The following is a 19,234-nucleotide window of genomic DNA, read 5'->3' as shown; positions in this document are numbered from 1 at the left end:
AGACCCAAGCCTTAACTACGCGGCATTGGGGCTAGAGGGGGGTGAGGTGGTGGTGGAGGAAGTGCAGGATTAGGGCCCACTTGGCGGCTCGTTGGGCGTTGTCGGCGGCGGCGCCGTGACCGCCCTCGACGTTTTCGTAGTAGGAGACGTCGTAGGCGTGCTCGCGTAGTCGGGCCACCATTTTGCGGGCGTGGGCCGGATGGACGCGGTCGTCGCGGGTCGAGGTGACGAACAGGACCGGCGGGTACGGCCGCCCCGGCCGCACGTTGTGGTACGGCGAGAACTCCCGCAGGTACGCCCAGTCCGCCGCGTCGTCCGGGTCGCCGTACTCGGCCATCCATGATGCTCCGGCCAGCAGCCTGTGGTACCGCCGCAGGTCGAGCAGGGGCACCGAGGCGACGATCGCCCCGAACAGCTCCGGGTAGCGGGTGAGCATCACGCCCATCAGCAGGCCACCGTTGCTGCCGCCCTCGATGCCCAGCCGGGCCGGCTCGGTGATGCCCCGGGTCACCAGATCGGTCGCCACCGCGGCGAAGTCCTCGTACGCCCGTGGGCGTTTCTCCCGCAGCGCGGCCAGGTGCCAACTCGGGCCGTACTCGCCGCCGCCGCGGATGTTCGCCAGCACGTAGGTGCCGCCCCGGGCCAGCCAGCCCCGGCCGATGATCCCGTCGTAGCCGGGCGTCATCGACAACTCGAAGCCGCCGTACCCGGTGAGCAGGGTCGGGCCGGGATCGCCGTCCGGCGGACCGACCACGAAGTACGGCACCCGGGTGCCGTCGGCCGAGGTGGCGAAGAACTGCCGTACGGAGAGGCCGGTCGGGTCGAAGAAGGTCGGTGCCTGTTTGAGCGTGCTCACCCCGGCACCGACCCGTCCGTGGCTCAGCGTCGCCGGTTGCAGGAAACCGCTGGTGGCGAGCATGAACTCGTCGGTGTGGTCCGGGTTGGTGGCAACGATGTCGGCGTGGTCGAATCCCGGCGTCTGATCCAGCACGGACCGCCGCCAGTCCCGGCCGTCGGGGCTGAGCACCTCCAACCGCAGCCGTACGTCGTCCAGCACCGCCAGGATCAGGTGGTTACGGGTCCAGGCGTGGTACCGCAACGAGGTGGTAGGTCCGGGTTCGAAGACCGGCGTCAGCTCCCGCCGCCCGGCGAGAAAGTCGTCGAACCGGCTGACCAGCACCGCCCCCTCGGGGTACGTGACCCCGTCGACGATCCAGTCCGACCGGAGCCGGATCAGCAGCCACTCCCGGTGGACGTCGGTCCGGGCGTCGTCCGGCACCTCGATCGGGACCAACTCGCCCGCCCCGGTCAGCAGGAACTGTTCGGTGCGGTAGAAGTCGACCATCCGGTAGACGAGGTCGCGTTCGAAGCCGGGGGTCGGGTCGTGGGCCGCCTGCACCGCGACATCGGTCGGCTGCCCCTCGAAGATCACAGCCGCCTCGGCGAGCGGTGTCCCGCGTCGCCACCGCTTCACCACCCTGGGGTAGCCGGAGTCGGTCAGCGAGCCGGGGCCGAAGTCGGTGCCGACGAAGAGGTGGTCGGCGTCGATCCAGCCGACGTCGCTCTTCGCCTCCGGCAGGACGAAGCCGTCCGCGACGAAGGCCCGCTCGACCAGGTCGAACTCGCGTACGACGGTTGCGTCGGAGCCGCCTCGGGAGAGGCTGACCAGGCACCGGCGGTAGTCGGGCCGGAGCACCGTGACGCCCTGCCAGACCCAGCTCTCCGCCTCCTGCCGGGCCAACTCGTCCAGGTCGAGCAGGATCTCCCACTCCGGCTCCGGCGTCCGGTACTGCTCCAGGGTGGTGCGCCGCCACAGCCCGCGCGGATGGGTGGCGTCCTGCCACAGGTTGTACAGCAGCTCGCCGCGCCAGCTCGGGTAGGCGATCCGGTCGTCGGCGTCGAGCACCCGGCGCAGCCCGTCCCGCAGGTGCGCGTACGCGTCGGTGCCGGCGAAGGCGGCCAGGGTCTCCGCGCTCCGGTCGGTCACCCAGTCGGTGGCCGCCGCGCTGTCCAGGTCCTCCAGCCAGCGGAACTCGTCCGCCTCGTCCAGCCCGCCGTCCGGCCGAGCCCCCTCCTCCGGCGCAGGCCCCTCCTCCGGCGCGTCGTCCGGCCGGGGCCCTTCCTCCGGCGCAACATCCGGCCGGCTCGGCCCGTTCTCGCGTGTACCGATGAAGTCGGTCACCTGCCACTCCTTCCGTACCCCGCGTCAGCTCGCCGCCACAGAAGGGAAGGTTAGGGCGTGCCGGTCAACCGTGGGCGCCCCGGCGGGCGTAGATCTCGTCGACGAACCTGCGGCGCAGCGGCGGGACCCGGCTGGTCAGGCTGAAGTAGCTGCGGGCCGCCATCAGCGCGAACCGCCCGACCACCGGCCGGTAGAGCGGGTCGTTGCCGCTGGTGCCGTTGTTCGCCAGGGAGTCGGCGACCCGGGCGAAGCCGTACGGCAGCATTTCCGCCTCGTAGTCCGCGACCGCCCGCAGCAGGGTCCGGTCGCCGGCGGCGACGGCGGTGAGCTGTCGACAGAGCAGGGCCGCGTCGCGCAGCGCGGTGTTGGCGCCGACTCCCCGGCCGGGCGTCATGGTGTGGATCGCGTCGCCGATCAGGGTGATGTTGCTCGGCGGCCACGGCCGCACCGGTTCCGAGGTCGCGACCTTGACCGGGATGCAGCTCTCCGGGTCGCTGCGGTGGAACAGCTCGCGCAGGTTCGGGTGCCAGTTGCGGGTCAGGTCGAGGGCGAGCCGGACGAGTTCGTTGCCGCGCATGCTCATCACGTCCGGGGGGAAGCGGTGGTGCGCGCTCCAGATGATCAGGTTGATGTAGTCGCGGGTGTTGTCGAAGAGCAGTCCGGGCCAGCGTTCGATCAGGCGCGCCTCGTTGCCGCCGACGCCCGCCTTGGGTACGCCGTGCCGATCCCAGTTGAACTCCATCACGTGCAGTACGCCCATCAGCCCGCCGGTCCCGAAGATCAGCGAGATGCCCTCGCGTACCTGGTCGGGCAGGAGTGCCCGGGTTTCGTCGGTGAGCGGGATCTTGGTCGCGATGTTGATGCTGCCCGCGTCCTGGATCCGGGCGTGCGGCAGGTACTGCCGCCGGATGGCGGAGTGGGTGCCGTCCGCCGCCACCAGCAGATCCGCGCTGGCCCTGGTGCCGTCGGCGAAGTACGCGGTGACCCGGCCGTCGGGGTGCTGCTCGTAGTGGGTGAACGTCTTGTCGAACCGCACCACGTCTTCCATGCCGGTGAGCAGGACCTGCCGCAGGGTCATCCGGGAGACCGACCGGTCGCTGTCCACCGGGTCGGTCTCGTCCTCCGGCCGCAGCGGAAAGGACGCCGTCTGGCGCATCTTCTCGGTGATCACGTTGAAATACCGGGGTGAACGCGCACAGGTGGCCATGAAGGTGGCGAACAGTTCCGGCGACAGGCACTCCCGCAGGGCGCGGTTGCCGGTGGGGCCGATGCCGACCCGGTAGCCGTGCAACCCGTCGCCACGGGTCCGGTACCGCTCGTAGACCGAGACGCCGATGCCGGCCCGCCGTAGGCCGTGCGCGAGGCACATGCCGCCCGTACCGGCACCGATGATGATGACCTCCAGCGGCCGGGCCGGCATCAGCGGATCACTGTCCGCTGCGCTGCGCCGGAACCGGCGCGTCCCAGCTGTAGAAGCACCTGGCCATGGCGTCGCGCGGTGACCGCCAGGTGGACAGGTACGGCGTGGTGCAGCTCGACAACCGCTCGTTGAGCTGTACGAACAGGGGGTGCGCGGCGGCGGCCGGCAGCCCGGCCGGACCGGCCCCGTCCAGTTCGACCAGGTGCAGGTACAGGTCGCCGAGGGTGTAGAGCGACCGGTGCCGGGCGCCGGTGATCGCCGGCAGTTCGGTCTGGTCCGACTCGGCGAAGATCTGTGCGATCCGTTCCTCCGCGCCGGCCCCCGGCCCGTTCTCCGGGCCCGGCGCCATCCGGCCGACAATCAGTAGACGGCTCATCGAAGCTCTCCCCTCGGCTGACGCGCTGCCGCCGGCCCGGCTCGCGGTCCGACGGCTGATCCCGGTCACCTTGCTGGTCGCGGCGTCAACCCAACGTCACCACCGCCGGGGTGGTGATCGGCCCGACGGTGACGGGACCGTGCCGTCACCAGTGGTGAATTCCCCGGTCGGGGTGTGACGCTGAGCACCGTTGGCCGGTGTGGGAATGGCCCCGTGACCGACCGGTCTTGTTGCAGTTGGTTAACCGGGCCGCGAGCTCCGTACCAATTCCCGCCAGACCCCCGGAAAGGGGCCACATGACCACGGTCGAACGACGGGTCGACGGAACAGCCGGGGCAGGACCGCCGACCGAGTCCACTCCGGAAGAACCGGCCACGCGGCTGACGTCGGAGCCACGGCCGACGCCGGGCCAACAGGCGAGCGCGGGGCCGGGAGAACTGGACCGCCGGCAACAGCGCCGGTTGATAGTGGTCCTGGGTTCGCTCATCGCGATCGGTCCGCTGACCATCGACATGTACCTGCCGGCACTGCCGACCATCACCGCCGACCTTCAGACGACCACCGCGGCGGTGCAGCTCACCCTCACCGGAACCCTGGCCGGTCTCGCGCTCGGGCAGTTGCTGATCGGCCCGCTCTCCGACGCCGTCGGCCGGCGCCGGCCGCTGCTGATCGGCACCATCGTGCACGTCATCGCCTCGGTGCTGTGTGTGGTCGCACCGAACATCGCGGTGCTGGGCACGTTGCGGGTACTCCAGGGGCTGGGTGCGGCGGCGGCGTCGGTGATCGCGCTGGCCGTGGTCCGTGACCTGTTCAGCGGCTCGGCCGTGGCCCGCCTCTTCTCCCGGCTGATGCTGGTGATGGGGGTCGCCCCGGTGCTCGCGCCGACCCTCGGCGGGGCGCTGCTGAAGTGGACCGACTGGCGGGGCGTCTTCGTCGCGCTCGCGATCCTCGGGGCGGGGCTGATCGCGGTGATCGTGTTCGCGCTCCGCGAGTCGCTGCCACCCGAGAAGCGTCGCACCGACGGGGCGCTCGGCACCCTGCGGGTCTACGGCTCGTTGCTGCGCGACCGGACGTACGTCGGGCTGGCGCTGGTCGCGGGCCTGGCGATGGCCGCGCTGTTCGCGTACGTGGCCGGCTCGTCGTTCGTCTTCCAGGATCAGTACGGCCTGGACGAGCAGCAGTTCGCGGTGGTGTTCGGCGCCGGTGCGGTGGGCCTGATCGGGGCCACCCAGTTGAACGTACGACTGCTGCGCCGGTACACCCCGTTCCAGATCCTCCGGGGGGCGCTGGTCGCCGGCACCGTACTCGGAGCGGGTCTGCTCGTGGTCGCGGCGACCAACTTCGGCGGCCTGGCCGGGGTGCTGGTGTTGCTCTGGGCGGTGCTCGCCGCCGCCGGGCTGGCCCTGCCGAACGCGCCCGCGCTGGCGATGGCCCGGCACGGGGAGGCCGCCGGCACCGCCGCCGCGTTGCTCGGTGCGGTGCAGTTCGGGATCGGTGCCGTCGCGGCGCCGCTGGTCGGAGTGCTGGGCACCGGCAGCGTGGCGATGGCGGCGGTGATCGCCGGTGGGATGCTGGCCGCGCTCGTCGTGCTGGTGGTGGTCGCCCGCCCGGAGCAGCTCACCGACATCGACTCGGCCGACTCGGCGGTAGCGGTCCACTGACCCGATGAGACGCCCCGCGAAACCAAGCGGCCGCTGAGACGCCCCGCGAAACCAGACGGCCGGTGAGACGTCCCGCGAAACCAAACGGAGAGGGCATCCGGGCCCGCGAGGGTTCGGATGCCCTTCCGCTTTTCCGGGGCGGGCCCCGGCTGACAGTCAGTCGCCGGCGAGCAGTCGTTCGAACGGCGTCGGGCTGTCGTACGGGTCGGTGACGGTGGCCGGCTCGCGCAGGTCGAGTTGCCTGGCCAGCTCGGCGCCGGCCCGGTTGATCCGGTTGGCGAGTCCGCCCTGGACGGAGTCGGTGCCCCAGTCCTCGGAGGCGGCGAACACCGAGGTGGGTACGACCACCGCGTGCAGGTAGACGAACATCGGCCGGAGCGCGTGTTCGAGCGCCAGCGAGTGCCGGGCGGTGCCGCCGGTGGCACCGACCAGCACCGGCTTGTCGGTCAGGGCGGTGTCGTCGAGTACGTCGAAGAACGACTTGAACAGCCCGCTGTACGACGCGTTGAAGATCGGTGTCACCGCGATCAGCGCGTCGGCGGCGGCGACCCGGTCGAGCGTCTGCCGCAGTCCGGCCGACGGGAAGCCGGTGAGCAGGTGGTTCATCAGGTCGTGCGCGTGGTCCCGCAGTTCGATCACCGCGACGTCGAGCCGGGTGTCGTGCTGTTCCGCCGCGCGGTGGGTGGCGGCGGCCAGCCGGTCGGCCAGCAGCCGGGTGGACGACGGCTGGCTCAGTCCGGCGGAGATCGCGACCAGGTTGCGTTGCTTCATCGCTCCGCTCCCGCTATCGCATCGGTGTCGGTGTCGACCTGGTCGCCGGCCACCGCTTCGAGGGCGGCGTCCCGGGCGGCCCGGAGGCTGGCGTGCGTCGGCGCGTCCGGTACGTGCGCCGGCCGGAGCGCGGCCAACTCCCTGCGCAGCACCGGGACCACCTCCTCACCGAGCAGGTCGAGTTGCTCCAGCACGGTCTTGAGTGGCAGGCCGGCGTGGTCCATCAGGAACAGTTGGCGCTGGTAGTCGCCGAAGTGCTCGCGGAAGGTGAGGGTGCGGTCGATCACCTGCTGCGGGCTGCCGACGGTCAGCGGGGTCTCGGTGGTGAAATCCTCCAGCGACGGGCCGTGCCCGTAGACCGGGGCGTTGTCGAAGTAGGGGCGGAACTCGCGTACCGCGTCCTGGGAGTTTTTCCGCATGAACACCTGTCCGCCGAGGCCGACGATGGCCTGGTCGGCATTGCCGTGGCCGTAGAACTCGAACCGCTTGCGGTACAGCTCGATCATCCGCTGGGTGTGCTCCATCGGCCAGAAGATGTTGTTGTGGAAGAAGCCGTCACCGTAGTAGGCGGCCTGCTCGGCGATCTCCGGGCTGCGGATCGAGCCGTGCCAGACGAACGGCGGCACCCCGTCCAGCGGGCGCGGGGTCGAGGTGAACGACTGCAACGGCGTACGGAACTTGCCGGTCCAGTCGACCACGTCCTCGCGCCACAGCCGGTGCAGCAGGGCGTAGTTCTCCACCGCCAGCGGGATGCCGGCCCGGATGTCCTTGCCGAACCACGGGTAGACCGGCCCGGTGTTGCCCCGGCCCATCATCAGGTCCACCCGGCCGTCGGCCAGGTGCTGCAACATCGCGTAGTCCTCGGCGATCTTGACCGGGTCGTTGGTGGTGATCAGCGTCGTCGCCGTCGACAGCACTATCCGCTTCGTCCGGGCCGCGACGTAGCCGAGCATGGTCGTCGGCGACGACGGCACGAACGGCGGGTTGTGGTGCTCGCCCATCGCCACGACGTCCAGGCCCACCTCCTCGGCCTTGAGCGCGATGGTCACCATCGCCTTGATCCGCTCAGCCTCGGTGGGTGTCCGCCCCGTCGTGGGGTCGGTGGTCACGTCACCAACGGTGAAGATCCCGAACTGCATGTCTGCTGCCCGCCTCGTCTCGACCGGATCTCGTTTCGACCAGATCTCGTTTCGACCAGATCGCATTCGACCGGATCTCGTTCAAGTTTGAACTACACCCTGAAACCAGGCGTAGCCCTCCGCTATTCCGGTTCCCCGCGACGAGTTGTCTACCCCTGCCGACCCGCCCCGCCGTGCCGCAGCGCCGGGATGGCCGGCCGGGGTCGGGACTCCCCGGCCGGGAGCACCGGCACACCGGTCGGCCGGCGCAGCACCAGGGCCAGCCCGGTAAGGATGATCCCGGCGGCGACCGCCTCGGTGACGCCGACCCGTTCCCCCAGGAACAGCCCGGACGCGGCCAGCCCGAACACCGGCACCAGCAGGCTGAACGGGGCGATCCGGGCCACCGAGTAGGTGGCGATGAGACGGTTCCAGAGCCCGAAACCGACCAGGGTGGAGACGTAGGCGACGTACAGCACGGCGAGGATGCCGCCCCAGGACAGGCCGGTGATCGCGTCGAGCACCCGACCGGGCCCGTCGACCACACTCGCGAGGCCGAGCAGCGGGATCGGCGGGACCAGGCTGGACCAGACCAGCAGCGACAGCGGCCGGGTCTCCCCGCTCGCCCGTACCACCACGTTCGCCACCGCCCAGCTCACGGCGGCGGCCAGGGTGAGCGCGAACCCGACCAGCGTCGCCCGCCCGCCGCCGCCGACCGCGAGCATCCCGATGCCGACCGAACCCACCAGTACGCCGGCCACCTGCCAGCCGGTCGGGCGCTCGCGCAGCAGCACCGCCGCGAGCAGCACCGAGACCAGCGCCTGCGCCTGTAGCACCAGCGAGGCGAGACCGGCGGGCATCCCGGCGGCCATCGCGGTGAACAGCACCCCGAACTTCAGTACGCCGAGCACGAGCCCGTAGCCGACGACGTACCGCAGCCGGGCGGTGGGCCGGGGCACGAGCAGGACCAGCGGCACCGCCGCGACCACGAACCGGAGCGCGGTCAGGACCAGTGGCGGAAGGTCCCGCAGACCGATGTCGATGACGACGAAGTTGACGCCCCAGATGGCGGCGACGAGCAGGGCCTGGAACCGGTGGGTCATTCTCACCCGGTTACCGTCTCCCGCTCGACCATTAAGGTCCAGTTCAAAGAACTTAAGTATCGCTGTAGCGTGGCTACATGGATTTGGACGTACGCCGACTCCGGGTGCTGCACGAGGTCGCCCTGCGCGGCGGGGTGACCGCCGCCGCCGGTGCCCTGCACGTCACCCCGTCGGCAGTCTCCCAGCAGCTCGTACAGCTCTCCCGGGAAGCCGGCTGCGAACTGGTCGAGCGGTCCGGTCGGGGGGTCGTGCTCACCGCCGCCGGGCAGGTGCTCGCCGCGCACGCGGAGCGGATCCTCGGCGCGGTCGAACACGCGGTGGCCGGGCTCGCCGTACTGCACCAGCGGGTCGGCGGCACGGTCCGGGTGGCCGCGTTCCCGTCCGCCGCCGGCGCCCTGGTCGCCCCGGCCGCTGCCCGCGCCATGGCCGAACACCCGGACCTGGACGTACGCGTGGTCGAGGCCGAGGACCTGCAAAGCCAGCTCGACCTGCGCTCGGCCACCATCGACGTCGCGGTCCGCCAGGAGTACGACCACGTCCCGGTGACCCGGACCGCCGAACTCGACCGGCACCCGATAACCACCGACCCGATGCACCTGATCACTCCCGCCGGCTGGGGCCGGGCCACCCGCCGACTGGCCGACCTGTCGGACGTGCCGTGGGTGGCCAGCGCGGAGCACACCCCGTGCGGTCGGTCGACCCTGCGCGCCTGCCACCTCGCCGGGTTCGAGCCGGACATCCGGCACCGGGCGATCGACTTCGCCCTCACCCTCGACCTCGTCGCCGCCGGCCTCGGCGCCGCGCTGGTACCGGGCCTGGCGCTGCGCAACGTGCCGCACGGGGTCGACGTACGCCCGCTCGACGCGCCGCTGACCGGCCGACAGATCTTCGCGGTCACCCGGCCCCGGGGCGACGGTCCGCTGCGGCCGGCGATCGACGCCCTGCTCCGCGCGCTGGCCGCGACGGCGCCCGGCCGACCCGGCTCGACGACGCCCGGCCGAGCAGCGCCCGGCCGACCCGGCACGCTACCGGCCGGGTTGGTCCCTGGTCCGGTGCAGTAGCCAGTTCTGCCGGGTGTTGATGAGCGCGTAGCGGCTCGACCCGTCCCGGCCGTGCAGGGTGAACAGCAGCCGGCGCTCGGTCCGGTCGTGTTCCTCCCACCAGCCCAGGTCGGCGATCGACTTGTCGGCGTCGGAGTAGGTCAGATGATCCAGGTCGTGGTCGGGCACGGCGACCGCCAACCGGTCCCCGGACGGATCGGTGGGCAGGCCCTTCGGCACCGCCCACGACCGGAGCACGCCGTCCTGCTCCAGCCGCAGGTCGAAGTGGTGGGTCGGCCGCCGGTGCTCGTGCAACACGAAGGCGGGACGCGGCGGCTCCGCGTCCCGCCGTTCGTCGCCGTCCGACCCGGGGTGATTCGCCATGGGCGGTGTTTACCCGCCACGCGGCGGCGATACCCCGACCGGGTCGACGCGGGTGCCGGTCGGGCCCCCCGACCCGACCGGCACCGTCTTCGTTGACGCGTCGACTCAGCCGACGACGTCGTAGGTGGTGATGCCCTTGACGCCGCCGAGCACCGGACCGGCCTCCCAGCGCCGGCAGCCGGTACTGGTCGGGTCCTCGGTGGTGCAGAACTTGTTGCCCGCGATCACCAGGGCGACCGTGACAACCCGCCCGTCCGGAAGGTTCACGCTGGCCGACGGACCGGAGTACGGCGTCCCGCAGCTACGGCCGACCCAGCTGCTCGGTGCCGACGCGGCCCGGCTCCAGCTCGCGGTGCCGTGGTCGAAGAGCCAGACGCTGCCGGACACGCCAGCGGACACGCAGTTCCAGATGTTGACGGTCTTGACCGAGACCGGCGGCGGCGGGGGCGGGCTGGCCGTGGTGGCACAGATCTCGGGCGCCGGGTCGAAGCCGAAGCCCGACTTGATCGGGCCGATCTTGAAGCAGTACCGGGTCGCGGGCTGGAGGTTGTTCATGGCGAAGGTCATCGGCCCGGTGCCGGCGGTGCCGGGCGCGTACATGGTGTTCACGCCGACGTGGTCGACCCGGTACTGGGTCTCGCCGACGGCGTTGTCGAACCAGTTCAGGACGAGCGAGGTCTCGGTCACCCCGGTCACCGAGACGTTGGTCGGCCGGGGCAGGGCGGGCAGGGGAAGGTCCCGGCAGACGACCGCCGAGGTGGCCGAACCGTACGCGTTGTCGGCCCGAACCCGGTAGCAGTACTGCTGGCCCTGGGCCACGCCGGTGTCGTCCCAGCTGAACGCCGTGTCACCGGTCCGGTTGTTGCTGTGCACCTGGGTCCAGGGGCCGGCACTGCCGCCGGTCGAGCGCTCGATCACGAAGCCGCTGGCGTTCGTGCTGCGCGGCTGCACGTAGAGGTAGATCGTCGGCACCGTCTGGGACGCGTTGACCTGGATGTCGGGCGCGGCCGGCGGACTGCCCTGGGTGACCGTGCCGCAGCCGAGCTGGGTGTTGACGGTGCCGGCGCCGACGTTGATGCCGTACACGCAGACGGTGTGCGCACCGGGGCCGGCGGGCAGGGTGAGGTCGTAGCCGTGCGCCGCGCCGTACGCCGGGTAGACCGCGGCGACGTCCGCCCGGCTGCCGGCGGCGTTGACCGTACGGGCGTACGCCCCGTCGAGGTAGACGTGCACGTCGATCGGGTTGGCGGTGTCCGGGTCGATCGACCAGCCCCGTACCCGCAGGCCGGCAGGTCCCGGCGACACCTCGTCGACGGACCCGATCGGGTCGACGGATACCGCGAAGGTACGGCAGGTGGACGTGTTCTGGCCCTCGTTCTGGTTCAGCGCGACCGCGCAGACCGTGCTGCCGGCCCGCGCCGGCACGATCCCGGAGTACGCCCCGGTCGACCTGTTGGCGGACAGTGTGCCGACGACCACGCCCTGGATCTTGATCTGGACCTGGACGGGACCGGATCCGTCCGGGTCCTTCGCGGTGCCGCTGACGGACAGCCCGGCGGGCTGGCGGACCGGGGTCCCGAGCGTGACGGTGGGGTTGCCGTAGTCGTCCACGGGATCGCAGATCGGCGGCGGGTTCGGCACGTCGCATTTGGGTGCCGCCGTGGCGGGGGTGGCGACGGCGACGGAGGCGACGGCGAGCAGCACCACCGCCCCGGCGCGGATGAATCGGGTACGCATGCGGCCCAGGATGGCGACAACCGGACTGTCCGGCGATGTTCCCGGCGAATCCTGGACAGTCCCCGGTGAATCGCGGGCGGCCGGGCCCAGTCCCGCCATCCGCCTCCGGGCCGCCGCCGATGCTGTCAGAGTCATGGTGTCCGGCGGACATCACGCGAAGGAGCACACCCACTATCACGCGAAGGAGCACCCACGACAATGCCTAAAGCGGTCAAATACGATGAGTACGGTGGGATCGACGTCTTGCGGGTGGTGGAGGTCGAACCTCCCGCCCCCGGCGCCGGGCAGGTCCTCGTCAGGGTCGTCGCCGCCGGCATCAACCCCGGCGAGGCCGCCATCCGACAGGGCCTGATGGACAGCCAGTACCCGACCACCTTCCCGTCCGGTCAGGGCAGCGACCTCGCCGGAACGGTGGCCGAACTCGGCCCCGGTGTCGACGCGTTCGCGGTCGGCGACGAGGTGTTCGGTTTCACGAACGACCGGGCGAGCCAGGCCGAGCTCGTCGCCGTACCGGCCGGGCAGCTCGTCCGCCGACCGCCGGGGATGTCCTGGGAGGTGGCCGGCGCGCTGCCCGTGGCGGGGACCACGGCGTACGCGGCGGTGCACGCGGTGGGGGTCGGCGAGGGCGACACCGTCGTCGTCTCCGGAGCCGCGGGCGGGGTCGGGTCGCTCGCCGTCCAGTTGGCCCGTGACGCCGGGGCGACCGTGATCGGGCTGGCCGGACCGGCGAACCACGACTGGCTCACCGACCACGGCGTGACCCCGGTCGCGTACGGCGAGGGAATGGCCGACCGAGTGCGGGCCGCCGCCGACGGTCCGGTCGACGCCTTCGTCGACACCTTCGGCGATGGCTACGTCGACCTCGCCGTCAACCTCGGGGTGCAGCCCGAACGGATCGACACGATCATCGACTTCGCCGCCGCCCAGAAGTACGGTGTGAGGACCGCGGCGAACAGCGAGGGTGCGCGGGCGGACGTACTGGCCGAACTCGCCCGGCTGGTCGACGAGGGGCGGCTGGAGATCCCGATCGCCGGCACGTACCCGTTGGACCAGGTCCGCGACGCCTACCGGGAGCTGGAGCAGCGGCACACCCGGGGCAAGATCGTAATCATGCCCTGACCTGGCGAAGCTTGCCATCGCCGGCAAATCGCGTTATCTTGGCGGCAGTGCACCCCTGCGGATGCCGGTGAAAGATTCCGACCCAGGGCGTGTGATTTCCTTTTCACGAGCGCGGCTCGCATGATCAGATGACATGATCACCGGCGAATCGATCCCGCCGGACTTACGAACTGCTTCCGCTGATGTGCCGACGCACATCCCGCTGAGGGCCTCGATCCCTCGGCCGTTCAGCACCACCCGCCACCCGCCCGAGCCATGCCGGCCACCAGAGCCGGGCCCGCCCGAGCACCGGCAATCCACCGGCGGACCATCACCGGCTGCCGGACCGTCCGCCGGTGCGACCCCGGATCGGCGCGGAGCGGGCAACACCTTCCCAGGGAGAAGCAATGACTGCTACCGATTCGCTGGTAGACCAGCACTCCACCGCACCACGTACCGCACCCCGGCGGAACACCGGGACCGACGACACCCCGACGGCCGGCACCGCGCGGCGGTCCGCCCGGTCCCCGCGCCGGGACGCCGGCCGCACCGGCACCGCCACCGCCGGGCGCCGCACCCGGACAACCCGGGACCGCGTACGCGGTGCCGAAGGCCAGGACGACTACCGGGTCGGCGACGACACGGCGCTCGTACCGGTGTCCGGAATCCTCGATCTTCAGGAGAACCACGGGTTCCTCCGCACCGGCGGATACCTGCCCGGACCGGACGACGTCTACGTCTCCATCGCCCAGGCCAGGAAGTACGGCCTGCGCCGGGGTGACGCCGTGACGGGTGCGGCCCGTCCCGCCCCCGACGACGACCAGCGCCGGCACCAGCCGCTGGTCCGGCTGGACACGGTGAACGGCGCCGACCCCGAGCAGGCCCGCCGGCGACCGGACTTCTACAAGCTGACCCCGCTCTACCCACAGGAACGGCTCTGCCTGGAGACCGAACCGCACCTGCTCACCACCCGCCTGATCGACCTGGTGATGCCGTTGGGCAAGGGCCAGCGGGCACTGATCGTGTCGCCACCGAAGGCCGGCAAGACCATGGTCATGCAGGCGATCGCGAACGCGATCAGCCGGAACAACCCCGAGTGTCACCTGATGGTGGTGCTGGTGGACGAACGCCCCGAAGAGGTCACCGACATGCAACGGTCGGTCCAGGGCGAGGTGATCGCCTCGACCTTCGACCGGCCGACCCAGGACCACACCACGGTCGCGGAGTTGGCCATCGAGCGGGCGAAGCGGCTGGTCGAGCTCGGCCAGGACGTGGTGGTGCTGCTCGATTCCATCACCCGGCTGGCCAGGGCGTACAACCTGGCGGCGCCGACCGGCGGCCGGACCATGTCCGGTGGTATCGACTCGGCCGCGCTGCACCCGCCGAAGCGGCTGCTCGGTGCGGCCCGGAACATGGAGAACGGCGGCTCCCTGACCATCATCGCCACGGCCATGGTCGACACCGGTTCGACGATGGACTCGGTCATCTTCGAGGAGTTCAAGAGCACCGGCAACGCCGAGCTGCGGTTGGACCGGAAGCTCGCTGAGCGGCGGATGTTCCCGGCGGTCGACATCCACTCCTCCGGCACCCGGATGGAAGAGGTCCTGTTGGCACCGGACGAGCTGGCGATCGTCGGCCGGTTGCGCCGCGCGTTCAGCGGCCAGGACGCCCAGCAGTCCCTTGAGCAGTTGCTCGACCAGCTCCGCAGGTCCGGCAGCAACTTCGAGTTCCTGACCCGGATCGCCGGCGGCAACCCGTCGGCGGGCGCCCCGGCCCGTACCCGGCGCTAGCCGGCCGGGTCGAGCGGGTTCGCGCGTCCGCCGGCACTCGGCGACATTCCACTATTCATTGACAAACTTGACTTGATTGAAACGATTCGTTAACGTGCGGGTGCTGTAGGAAAGCCCTTTCCTCGCCCGGTGCGTCGCCCGGCGCCGGGCTGCCTCCGGTCAGGTCGACCCCCAGGTCAGGGAGGACCGATGACACCCGCCACCAGCACCGTCCCACCCGCTACCGACACCCGATCCCACCGGCGCCGCCGGATCGGCCTCGTCGTTGCCACGGCCGTCGTCGTCGCCGGCACCGCTGCCGCCGTCCACCCGCGACCGGCATCGGCCGCCACCATCGACACCGGCGCCCACTACGTGATCACCTCACGCCACAGCGGCAAGGCGCTCGCCGTCTACAACTTCGCCACCAACGACGGCACCCCGATCGTGCAGTGGACCCGCAACGACGGCAACCAGCAGCAGTGGCAGTTCGTCGACGCCGGCAGCGGCTACTACAAGATCAGGTCCCGGCACAGCGGCAAGTTCCTCGAACTGCCCAACGCCTCCGACGGCACCCAACTGGTGCAGAACGCCGACAACGGCTCCACCCGCCAGCACTTCGGCGTCGCCGACTCCGACGGCGGACACGTACGCTTCGTCAACCGGCACAGCGGCAAGGCGCTGGACCTCTGGGAATGGTCGACCGCCGACGGCGGCATCGTCTCCCAGTTCCAGGACCTGGGCGGCTGGAACCAGCAGTGGCAACTCAACCGGGTCGGCTCCGGCGACGGCACCGACTGCGGAAGCGGCTCGTTCAACGCCGAGGCGGTACTGAACGGCAGCACGTGGACCGCGCGCAACGGCGGCAGCACGGTCTACACCGGCGGCGACATGCGCTCCGCGATGCAGGCGGCGGTGAACAGCCTCTCCGCCGGTCGCACCACGAAACAGCGGGTGGTCGTACGCGGCTCGGGTGCGATGAGCGCCGGATCGCGACTCTCCCTGCCGAGCTACACCACCCTGGACGTCTGCGGCACCATCAACGTCACCGGATCGGGCTCCGGGGACCAGGCACCGGTCTACGCCCGGGGCGCCACCGACATCGAGGTCCAGCACCTCAACCTCACCGGATCGCCGCTGTACGGAATCTTCATGCGCAACGTCGACAACCTGATCCTGGGACAGATCGACATGCGACTGTCCAGCGGCCTCGGCGTACGGATCGACAACCACGGCGGGGACCGCGCGGTGAAGGTCCGCAACATCCGGATCGACAACGTGTACGTCCAGGGCACCAGCAGCCAGGGCGTCGAGACGTACGGGGTGGACGGGCTGACGGTCGGCACCGTCACCGCCCGCAGCACCGGTGAGTCCGGCCTGCTGCTCAACGACACGATCAACGCCACGATCGGTACCGTCGACGCCGACAACGCCGGCACCGGCACCGGGTACGCGGCGTTCCGGATGGCGAACCGCAACGGCCGGGTGGGCAACGGCTACCCGACGAACATCCGGGTCGGCACCGTGATCGCCCGTGGTGGCGGTCGCGGGATCTTCTGCGTCTCGGAGAGCGGTGGCGCCGTCATCGACCGGGTGACCATCTCGAACACCGGCAACAACTCGATCCTGGTGGAGAACTGCTACAACGTGACCATCGCCGGGCAGTCCGGCACGGTCACCGGCGGCGGCGAGGTCCGGGTTGCCGCCCGTACCGAGTTCCCGATCTCCTCGGGCATCACGTTGCAGAACCTGACGGTGTCCAACACCAACATCACCCAGAATCCGTGCGGTGGCGCCAACAACGTGATCCGCAACGTGACCCGGATCAACTCCACCCTGAACTGGTGCTGATCGGATCGGACCCGCTTCACCCCGTACGACGGTAGGAGCCCGCGGCCGACGGCGGTCGTCGCCGGCCGCGGTCGCCGTCAGGAATCGGTGCCGGCCCGGCCCGGCCGGTACTGGCCGAGCGCCGACTCGGCCCAGCGGACGGTGTCCGGGTGGCCGAACAGTCCGGGCAGGCCCCCGGTGTGCACGAAGACGGTCTTGGCGTCCGAGGCGATGTCCCCGTCCCGCACGGCGGCGATCAGGCCCGCCATCGCCCGGCCGGTGTAGATCGGGTCGAGCACGATGCCCTCGCTGCGCGCGGTCAGTCGAAGCGCCTCGGCCGACGCCGGGGTGAGCTGGGCGTAACCGGCGCCGACCTGGTCGTACCGGATGCGCAGTTGGTCGGCGGAGACGCTCGTCCCGCCGACCTGGCCGGCGAGGGCGGTGACCACCTCGGCCGGTTCGTCCAGCGCGCCGACGTCGACCCCGATGACCCTGTCGGCGCCGAGCGACGCGACCAGTCCGGCCATGGTTGCGCCGGAGCCCAGGGCGACCACGACCACGTCGACGTCGGGCACCTGGTCCAGCAGCTCCCGGCCCGCCTCGACATAACCGTACGCACCGACGGCGTTGGATCCGCCGAACGGGATCAGCTCGGGGCTGGCCCCGTCCCGACGCAGCTCGTCGACGACGTCGGCGGCCACGGTGGCGAGTTGGCCCCGGTCCACGTCCCCGGCCCAGTGGACCCGCGCTCCGAAGAGGCCGTCCAGGGCGAGGTTGCCGGAGCCGGACCGGCCCGGTTCGCCGGGGAAGACCAGCACCACCCGCAGACCGGACCGGGCGCCCGCGGCGGCGGTGAGCCGAGCGTGGTTGCTCTGTGGCGCACCGGTCGTGACCAGGGTGTCAGCGCCATTGGCGAGTGCGACACCGACGGTCCGTTCGAGCTTGCGAACCTTGTTGCCCCCACCGCCGAGACCACCGAGATCGTCCCGCTTCATCCACAGGGCCCCGGAGGCGAGCCCGATGGCCTCGGCGAGCCGGGGTGCCGGCTCGACGGGTGTCGGCCAGCTGCCGAGGGTCACCCACCGGTCCGGCTTCGGACCCGAGGAACGATCGATCATCGGTTGTCTCTCCTACCCGGATGGGACACCCGGACGTACCGTTAGGGACGCTCAAACGTACCCGTTTGGACGGCCCGATGCGGCAGAACACCGTCACGTCACGTCACGTCCGTCGGCGGGCTGGCCGACGGCCAGTGGTGTCGCGGTGTCGGTCGGGAGATTCGTGACACCAACCAGGGGCGTCCTACCTAAATAACGGGATTCACTACGCAAAGGTTCCGAGACCGGGCATCGCGCTGCCGGTTCCCGATTGAGTTCGTCATATGACCGACAAGGGGACAGCCGGGGCCGCGCTCGACGGGCAGATCCGCGTCCCCAGGCCGCTCCACCATCCGCGCGTGGACGAGCCCACCCGCGATCACTACCTGGACCTGTTGCGGACAATGGGGCTGGCACGGGTGTTTCTCTACCACGCCTCGGGCTGGACGTGGCTGAGCGTCCTGTTCCCCGCCATGGGAGTGATGTTCGGCATCGGCGGCTCCCTCATGGCCGCGTCCCTGGACCGCAACGGCGCGACGGCCGTCCCCCGCCGGATACGGCGGCTGTTGCTCCCGTTCTGGGCGTTCGGCGCGTTGAGCATCGCCGTCCTGTTCCTCACGGGCTGGCGGACGGCACCGACGGGGCGGCTCGGCTGGACAGAACTCGGCTGGTGGATAGTGCCGGTGCAGGTGCCGCCGGTCGGCGGCCAGCCCTGGTCGTGGGCCTTCAACGCCGGTCTCTGGTACGTGGTCACGTACGTGTGGTTCGTGCTGGCCTCGGGGGTCCTGCTGAAACTCTTCCGGCGGCGGCCGTGGTGGTGCCTCGGCATCGCGACCTACCTGCCCGCCGTGTTCCTGATCGACGGAGTGCACACCGGCTACTTCCTCGTCGGCTACCTGCCCTGCTGGTTGCTGGGCTTCGCCCACCGCGACGGACTGCTGCACCGGATTCCCGCCCGTCGGTACGGTGCCCTGGTGGCGGCCCTGGCCGTCAGCGGCGGCGGTTGGCTCCTCGTCGCCGCCGTGGCCGACGACACCTCCGCCGTCAACCAGACCCCGGTCGGGCGAACCCTGTGGTCCATGGCCCTGGTCGCCGCCGTGCTGCGGCTGCGGCCCCGGCTCGGCCGACTCGCCCGCACCTCGACGTACAGACGCGTGGTCGGCCTGGCCAACGCCCGCGCGGTCACCATCTACCTGTGGCACATACCGGCCGGGATGCTCGTCACCGTCCTGCTCCTACCCGTGGTGCCGGTCGACGCCGGTGTGCACCTGGTGCTGCGGATGGCCGGCATGTGCGCGGTCACCGCCGTGGCGGTCGCGGCGCTCGGCTGGGTCGAGGACGTCGCCGCCGCGCGCCGGCCGACCCTCCTAGCGGGGCAACGCACGCCTCGACCTCCGACGCGGGATCCGGCAGCATTCAGCGCTTGACGAGATCGAGGCCGGCGTCGACTTCGCGTAGCTGGCGGGCAGCCCGGTTCATCGCGCTACGGAAGAACCGGGCGTCGGTGGTGGAGACAAGATAGACCTTCGCGACCCGGGTCATCTCCATCGTGCAGGCGGTGGTGCCATCACGGCCGGCGGTGGCGGTGAAGGTCACCTGCGAACCGAGCACCGCATCCTGCTCCCGTGGGTCCGCGTTACCGGGCGGC

15 protein-coding genes and 1 pseudogene are annotated in these 19,234 nt (G+C 71.0%); 6 read left to right on the top strand and 10 right to left on the bottom strand.

Going from position 1 to position 19,234, the window contains the following annotated elements:
* Positions 1 to 31: 31 nt before the first annotated feature.
* The 3 genes from OG792_RS34535 to OG792_RS34525 form a co-directional block, all read right to left on the bottom strand.
* Positions 32 to 2,182, bottom strand: coding sequence for a prolyl oligopeptidase family serine peptidase (locus OG792_RS34535; protein WP_329106098.1), 2,151 nt, complete (start codon positions 2,180 to 2,182; stop codon positions 32 to 34).
* A gap of 64 nt (positions 2,183 to 2,246) precedes the next feature.
* The gene (locus tag OG792_RS34530) at positions 2,247 to 3,602 is read right to left on the bottom strand and encodes an FAD-dependent oxidoreductase (RefSeq protein ID WP_329106096.1); all 1,356 of its coding nucleotides are present in this window, start codon (positions 3,600 to 3,602) and stop codon (positions 2,247 to 2,249) included.
* A 7-nt stretch (positions 3,603 to 3,609) separates the two neighbouring features.
* Positions 3,610 to 3,978, bottom strand: a complete 369-nt coding sequence (locus tag OG792_RS34525) for a TcmI family type II polyketide cyclase (protein ID WP_329106095.1) — start codon at positions 3,976 to 3,978, stop codon at positions 3,610 to 3,612.
* Positions 3,979 to 4,274: 296 nt separating this feature from the next.
* Between OG792_RS34525 and OG792_RS34520 the strand changes: the two genes are divergently transcribed.
* Positions 4,275 to 5,639: a multidrug effflux MFS transporter gene (locus OG792_RS34520; RefSeq protein WP_329106093.1), complete on the top strand. Its 1,365-nt coding sequence runs from the start codon at positions 4,275 to 4,277 to the stop codon at positions 5,637 to 5,639.
* A gap of 156 nt (positions 5,640 to 5,795) precedes the next feature.
* Here OG792_RS34520 and OG792_RS34515 read toward each other — a convergent pair whose 3' ends face one another.
* The 3 genes from OG792_RS34515 to OG792_RS34505 form a co-directional block, all read right to left on the bottom strand.
* Positions 5,796 to 6,410 carry an FMN reductase gene (locus tag OG792_RS34515; RefSeq protein WP_329106091.1) on the bottom strand — a complete coding sequence of 205 codons (615 nt, stop codon included), beginning with the start codon at positions 6,408 to 6,410 and terminating at the stop codon, positions 5,796 to 5,798.
* Positions 6,407 to 7,549: an LLM class flavin-dependent oxidoreductase gene (locus tag OG792_RS34510; RefSeq protein ID WP_329106089.1), complete on the bottom strand. Its 1,143-nt coding sequence runs from the start codon at positions 7,547 to 7,549 to the stop codon at positions 6,407 to 6,409. Before OG792_RS34510 ends, OG792_RS34515 begins: the two co-directional genes overlap by 4 nt.
* A 149-nt stretch (positions 7,550 to 7,698) precedes the next feature.
* Positions 7,699 to 8,631 (bottom strand): EamA family transporter, encoded by a 933-nt coding sequence (locus tag OG792_RS34505; protein WP_329111619.1) that lies wholly within the window; start codon positions 8,629 to 8,631, stop codon positions 7,699 to 7,701.
* Positions 8,632 to 8,708: 77 nt separating this feature from the next.
* On the opposite strand from OG792_RS34505, the gene OG792_RS34500 reads away from it, so the two are divergent.
* Positions 8,709 to 9,692: a LysR family transcriptional regulator gene (locus tag OG792_RS34500; protein WP_329106087.1), complete on the top strand. Its 984-nt coding sequence runs from the start codon at positions 8,709 to 8,711 to the stop codon at positions 9,690 to 9,692.
* On the opposite strand, the gene OG792_RS34495 is transcribed toward OG792_RS34500, so the two are convergent.
* Both OG792_RS34495 and OG792_RS34490 read right to left on the bottom strand, forming a co-directional pair.
* A complete protein-coding gene (locus OG792_RS34495) occupies positions 9,657 to 10,055 on the bottom strand; it encodes a DNA polymerase ligase N-terminal domain-containing protein (protein ID WP_329106085.1) in 399 nt (132 codons plus the stop codon). The genes OG792_RS34500 and OG792_RS34495 overlap by 36 nt on opposite strands.
* 105 nt (positions 10,056 to 10,160) lie before the next feature.
* Positions 10,161 to 11,792 (bottom strand): fibronectin type III domain-containing protein, encoded by a 1,632-nt coding sequence (locus OG792_RS34490; RefSeq protein WP_329106082.1) that lies wholly within the window; start codon positions 11,790 to 11,792, stop codon positions 10,161 to 10,163.
* A 198-nt stretch (positions 11,793 to 11,990) separates the two neighbouring features.
* On the opposite strand from OG792_RS34490, the gene OG792_RS34485 reads away from it, so the two are divergent.
* The 3 genes and pseudogenes from OG792_RS34485 (at position 11,991) to OG792_RS34475 (ending at position 16,510) form a co-directional block, all read left to right on the top strand.
* Entirely contained in the window at positions 11,991 to 12,911 is a 921-nt protein-coding gene (locus OG792_RS34485) for an NADP-dependent oxidoreductase (protein ID WP_329106080.1), read from the top strand.
* 443 nt (positions 12,912 to 13,354) lie between these two features.
* Positions 13,355 to 14,680 (top strand): annotated as a pseudogene (gene rho / locus OG792_RS34480) (transcription termination factor Rho); the annotation flags it as partial.
* 189 nt (positions 14,681 to 14,869) lie between these two features.
* Entirely contained in the window at positions 14,870 to 16,510 is a 1,641-nt protein-coding gene (locus tag OG792_RS34475; protein WP_329106078.1) for an RICIN domain-containing protein, read from the top strand.
* Positions 16,511 to 16,587: 77 nt separating this feature from the next.
* On the opposite strand, the gene OG792_RS34470 is transcribed toward OG792_RS34475, so the two are convergent.
* On the bottom strand, positions 16,588 to 17,607 hold the full coding sequence (locus OG792_RS34470) for a pyridoxal-phosphate dependent enzyme (protein ID WP_329106076.1): 1,020 nt from the start codon (positions 17,605 to 17,607) through the stop codon (positions 16,588 to 16,590).
* Positions 17,608 to 17,945: 338 nt separating this feature from the next.
* Between OG792_RS34470 and OG792_RS34465 the strand changes: the two genes are divergently transcribed.
* A complete protein-coding gene (locus OG792_RS34465) occupies positions 17,946 to 19,013 on the top strand; it encodes an acyltransferase (RefSeq protein WP_329106074.1) in 1,068 nt (355 codons plus the stop codon).
* Here the strand turns inward: OG792_RS34465 and OG792_RS34460 are convergent.
* Positions 19,003 to 19,182 (bottom strand): hypothetical protein, encoded by a 180-nt coding sequence (locus tag OG792_RS34460; RefSeq protein WP_329106072.1) that lies wholly within the window; start codon positions 19,180 to 19,182, stop codon positions 19,003 to 19,005. The two genes, OG792_RS34465 and OG792_RS34460, sit on opposite strands and share 11 nt — an antisense overlap.
* Between the last annotated feature and the right edge of the window lie 52 nt (positions 19,183 to 19,234).

Source organism: Micromonospora sp. NBC_01699 (genome assembly GCF_036250065.1).
Taxonomy (GTDB): Bacteria; Actinomycetota; Actinomycetes; order Mycobacteriales; family Micromonosporaceae; genus Micromonospora_G.
Note: the sequence above shows the minus strand (reverse complement) of the source record. Positions and strands in the feature narration are given on the sequence as shown.

Coding starts and splice junctions, on each gene's coding strand:
- OG792_RS34530 (WP_329106096.1), bottom strand. CDS start 3,602: ATGCCGGCCCGGCCGCTGGAGGTCATCATCATCGGTGCCGGTACGGGC.
- OG792_RS34525 (WP_329106095.1), bottom strand. CDS start 3,978: ATGAGCCGTCTACTGATTGTCGGCCGGATGGCGCCGGGCCCGGAGAAC.
- OG792_RS34520 (WP_329106093.1), top strand. CDS start 4,275: ATGACCACGGTCGAACGACGGGTCGACGGAACAGCCGGGGCAGGACCG.
- OG792_RS34515 (WP_329106091.1), bottom strand. CDS start 6,410: ATGAAGCAACGCAACCTGGTCGCGATCTCCGCCGGACTGAGCCAGCCG.
- OG792_RS34510 (WP_329106089.1), bottom strand. CDS start 7,549: ATGCAGTTCGGGATCTTCACCGTTGGTGACGTGACCACCGACCCCACG.
- OG792_RS34505 (WP_329111619.1), bottom strand. CDS start 8,631: ATGACCCACCGGTTCCAGGCCCTGCTCGTCGCCGCCATCTGGGGCGTC.
- OG792_RS34500 (WP_329106087.1), top strand. CDS start 8,709: ATGGATTTGGACGTACGCCGACTCCGGGTGCTGCACGAGGTCGCCCTG.
- OG792_RS34495 (WP_329106085.1), bottom strand. CDS start 10,055: ATGGCGAATCACCCCGGGTCGGACGGCGACGAACGGCGGGACGCGGAG.
- OG792_RS34490 (WP_329106082.1), bottom strand. CDS start 11,792: ATGCGTACCCGATTCATCCGCGCCGGGGCGGTGGTGCTGCTCGCCGTC.
- OG792_RS34485 (WP_329106080.1), top strand. CDS start 11,991: ATGCCTAAAGCGGTCAAATACGATGAGTACGGTGGGATCGACGTCTTG.
- OG792_RS34475 (WP_329106078.1), top strand. CDS start 14,870: ATGACACCCGCCACCAGCACCGTCCCACCCGCTACCGACACCCGATCC.
- OG792_RS34470 (WP_329106076.1), bottom strand. CDS start 17,607: ATGATCGATCGTTCCTCGGGTCCGAAGCCGGACCGGTGGGTGACCCTC.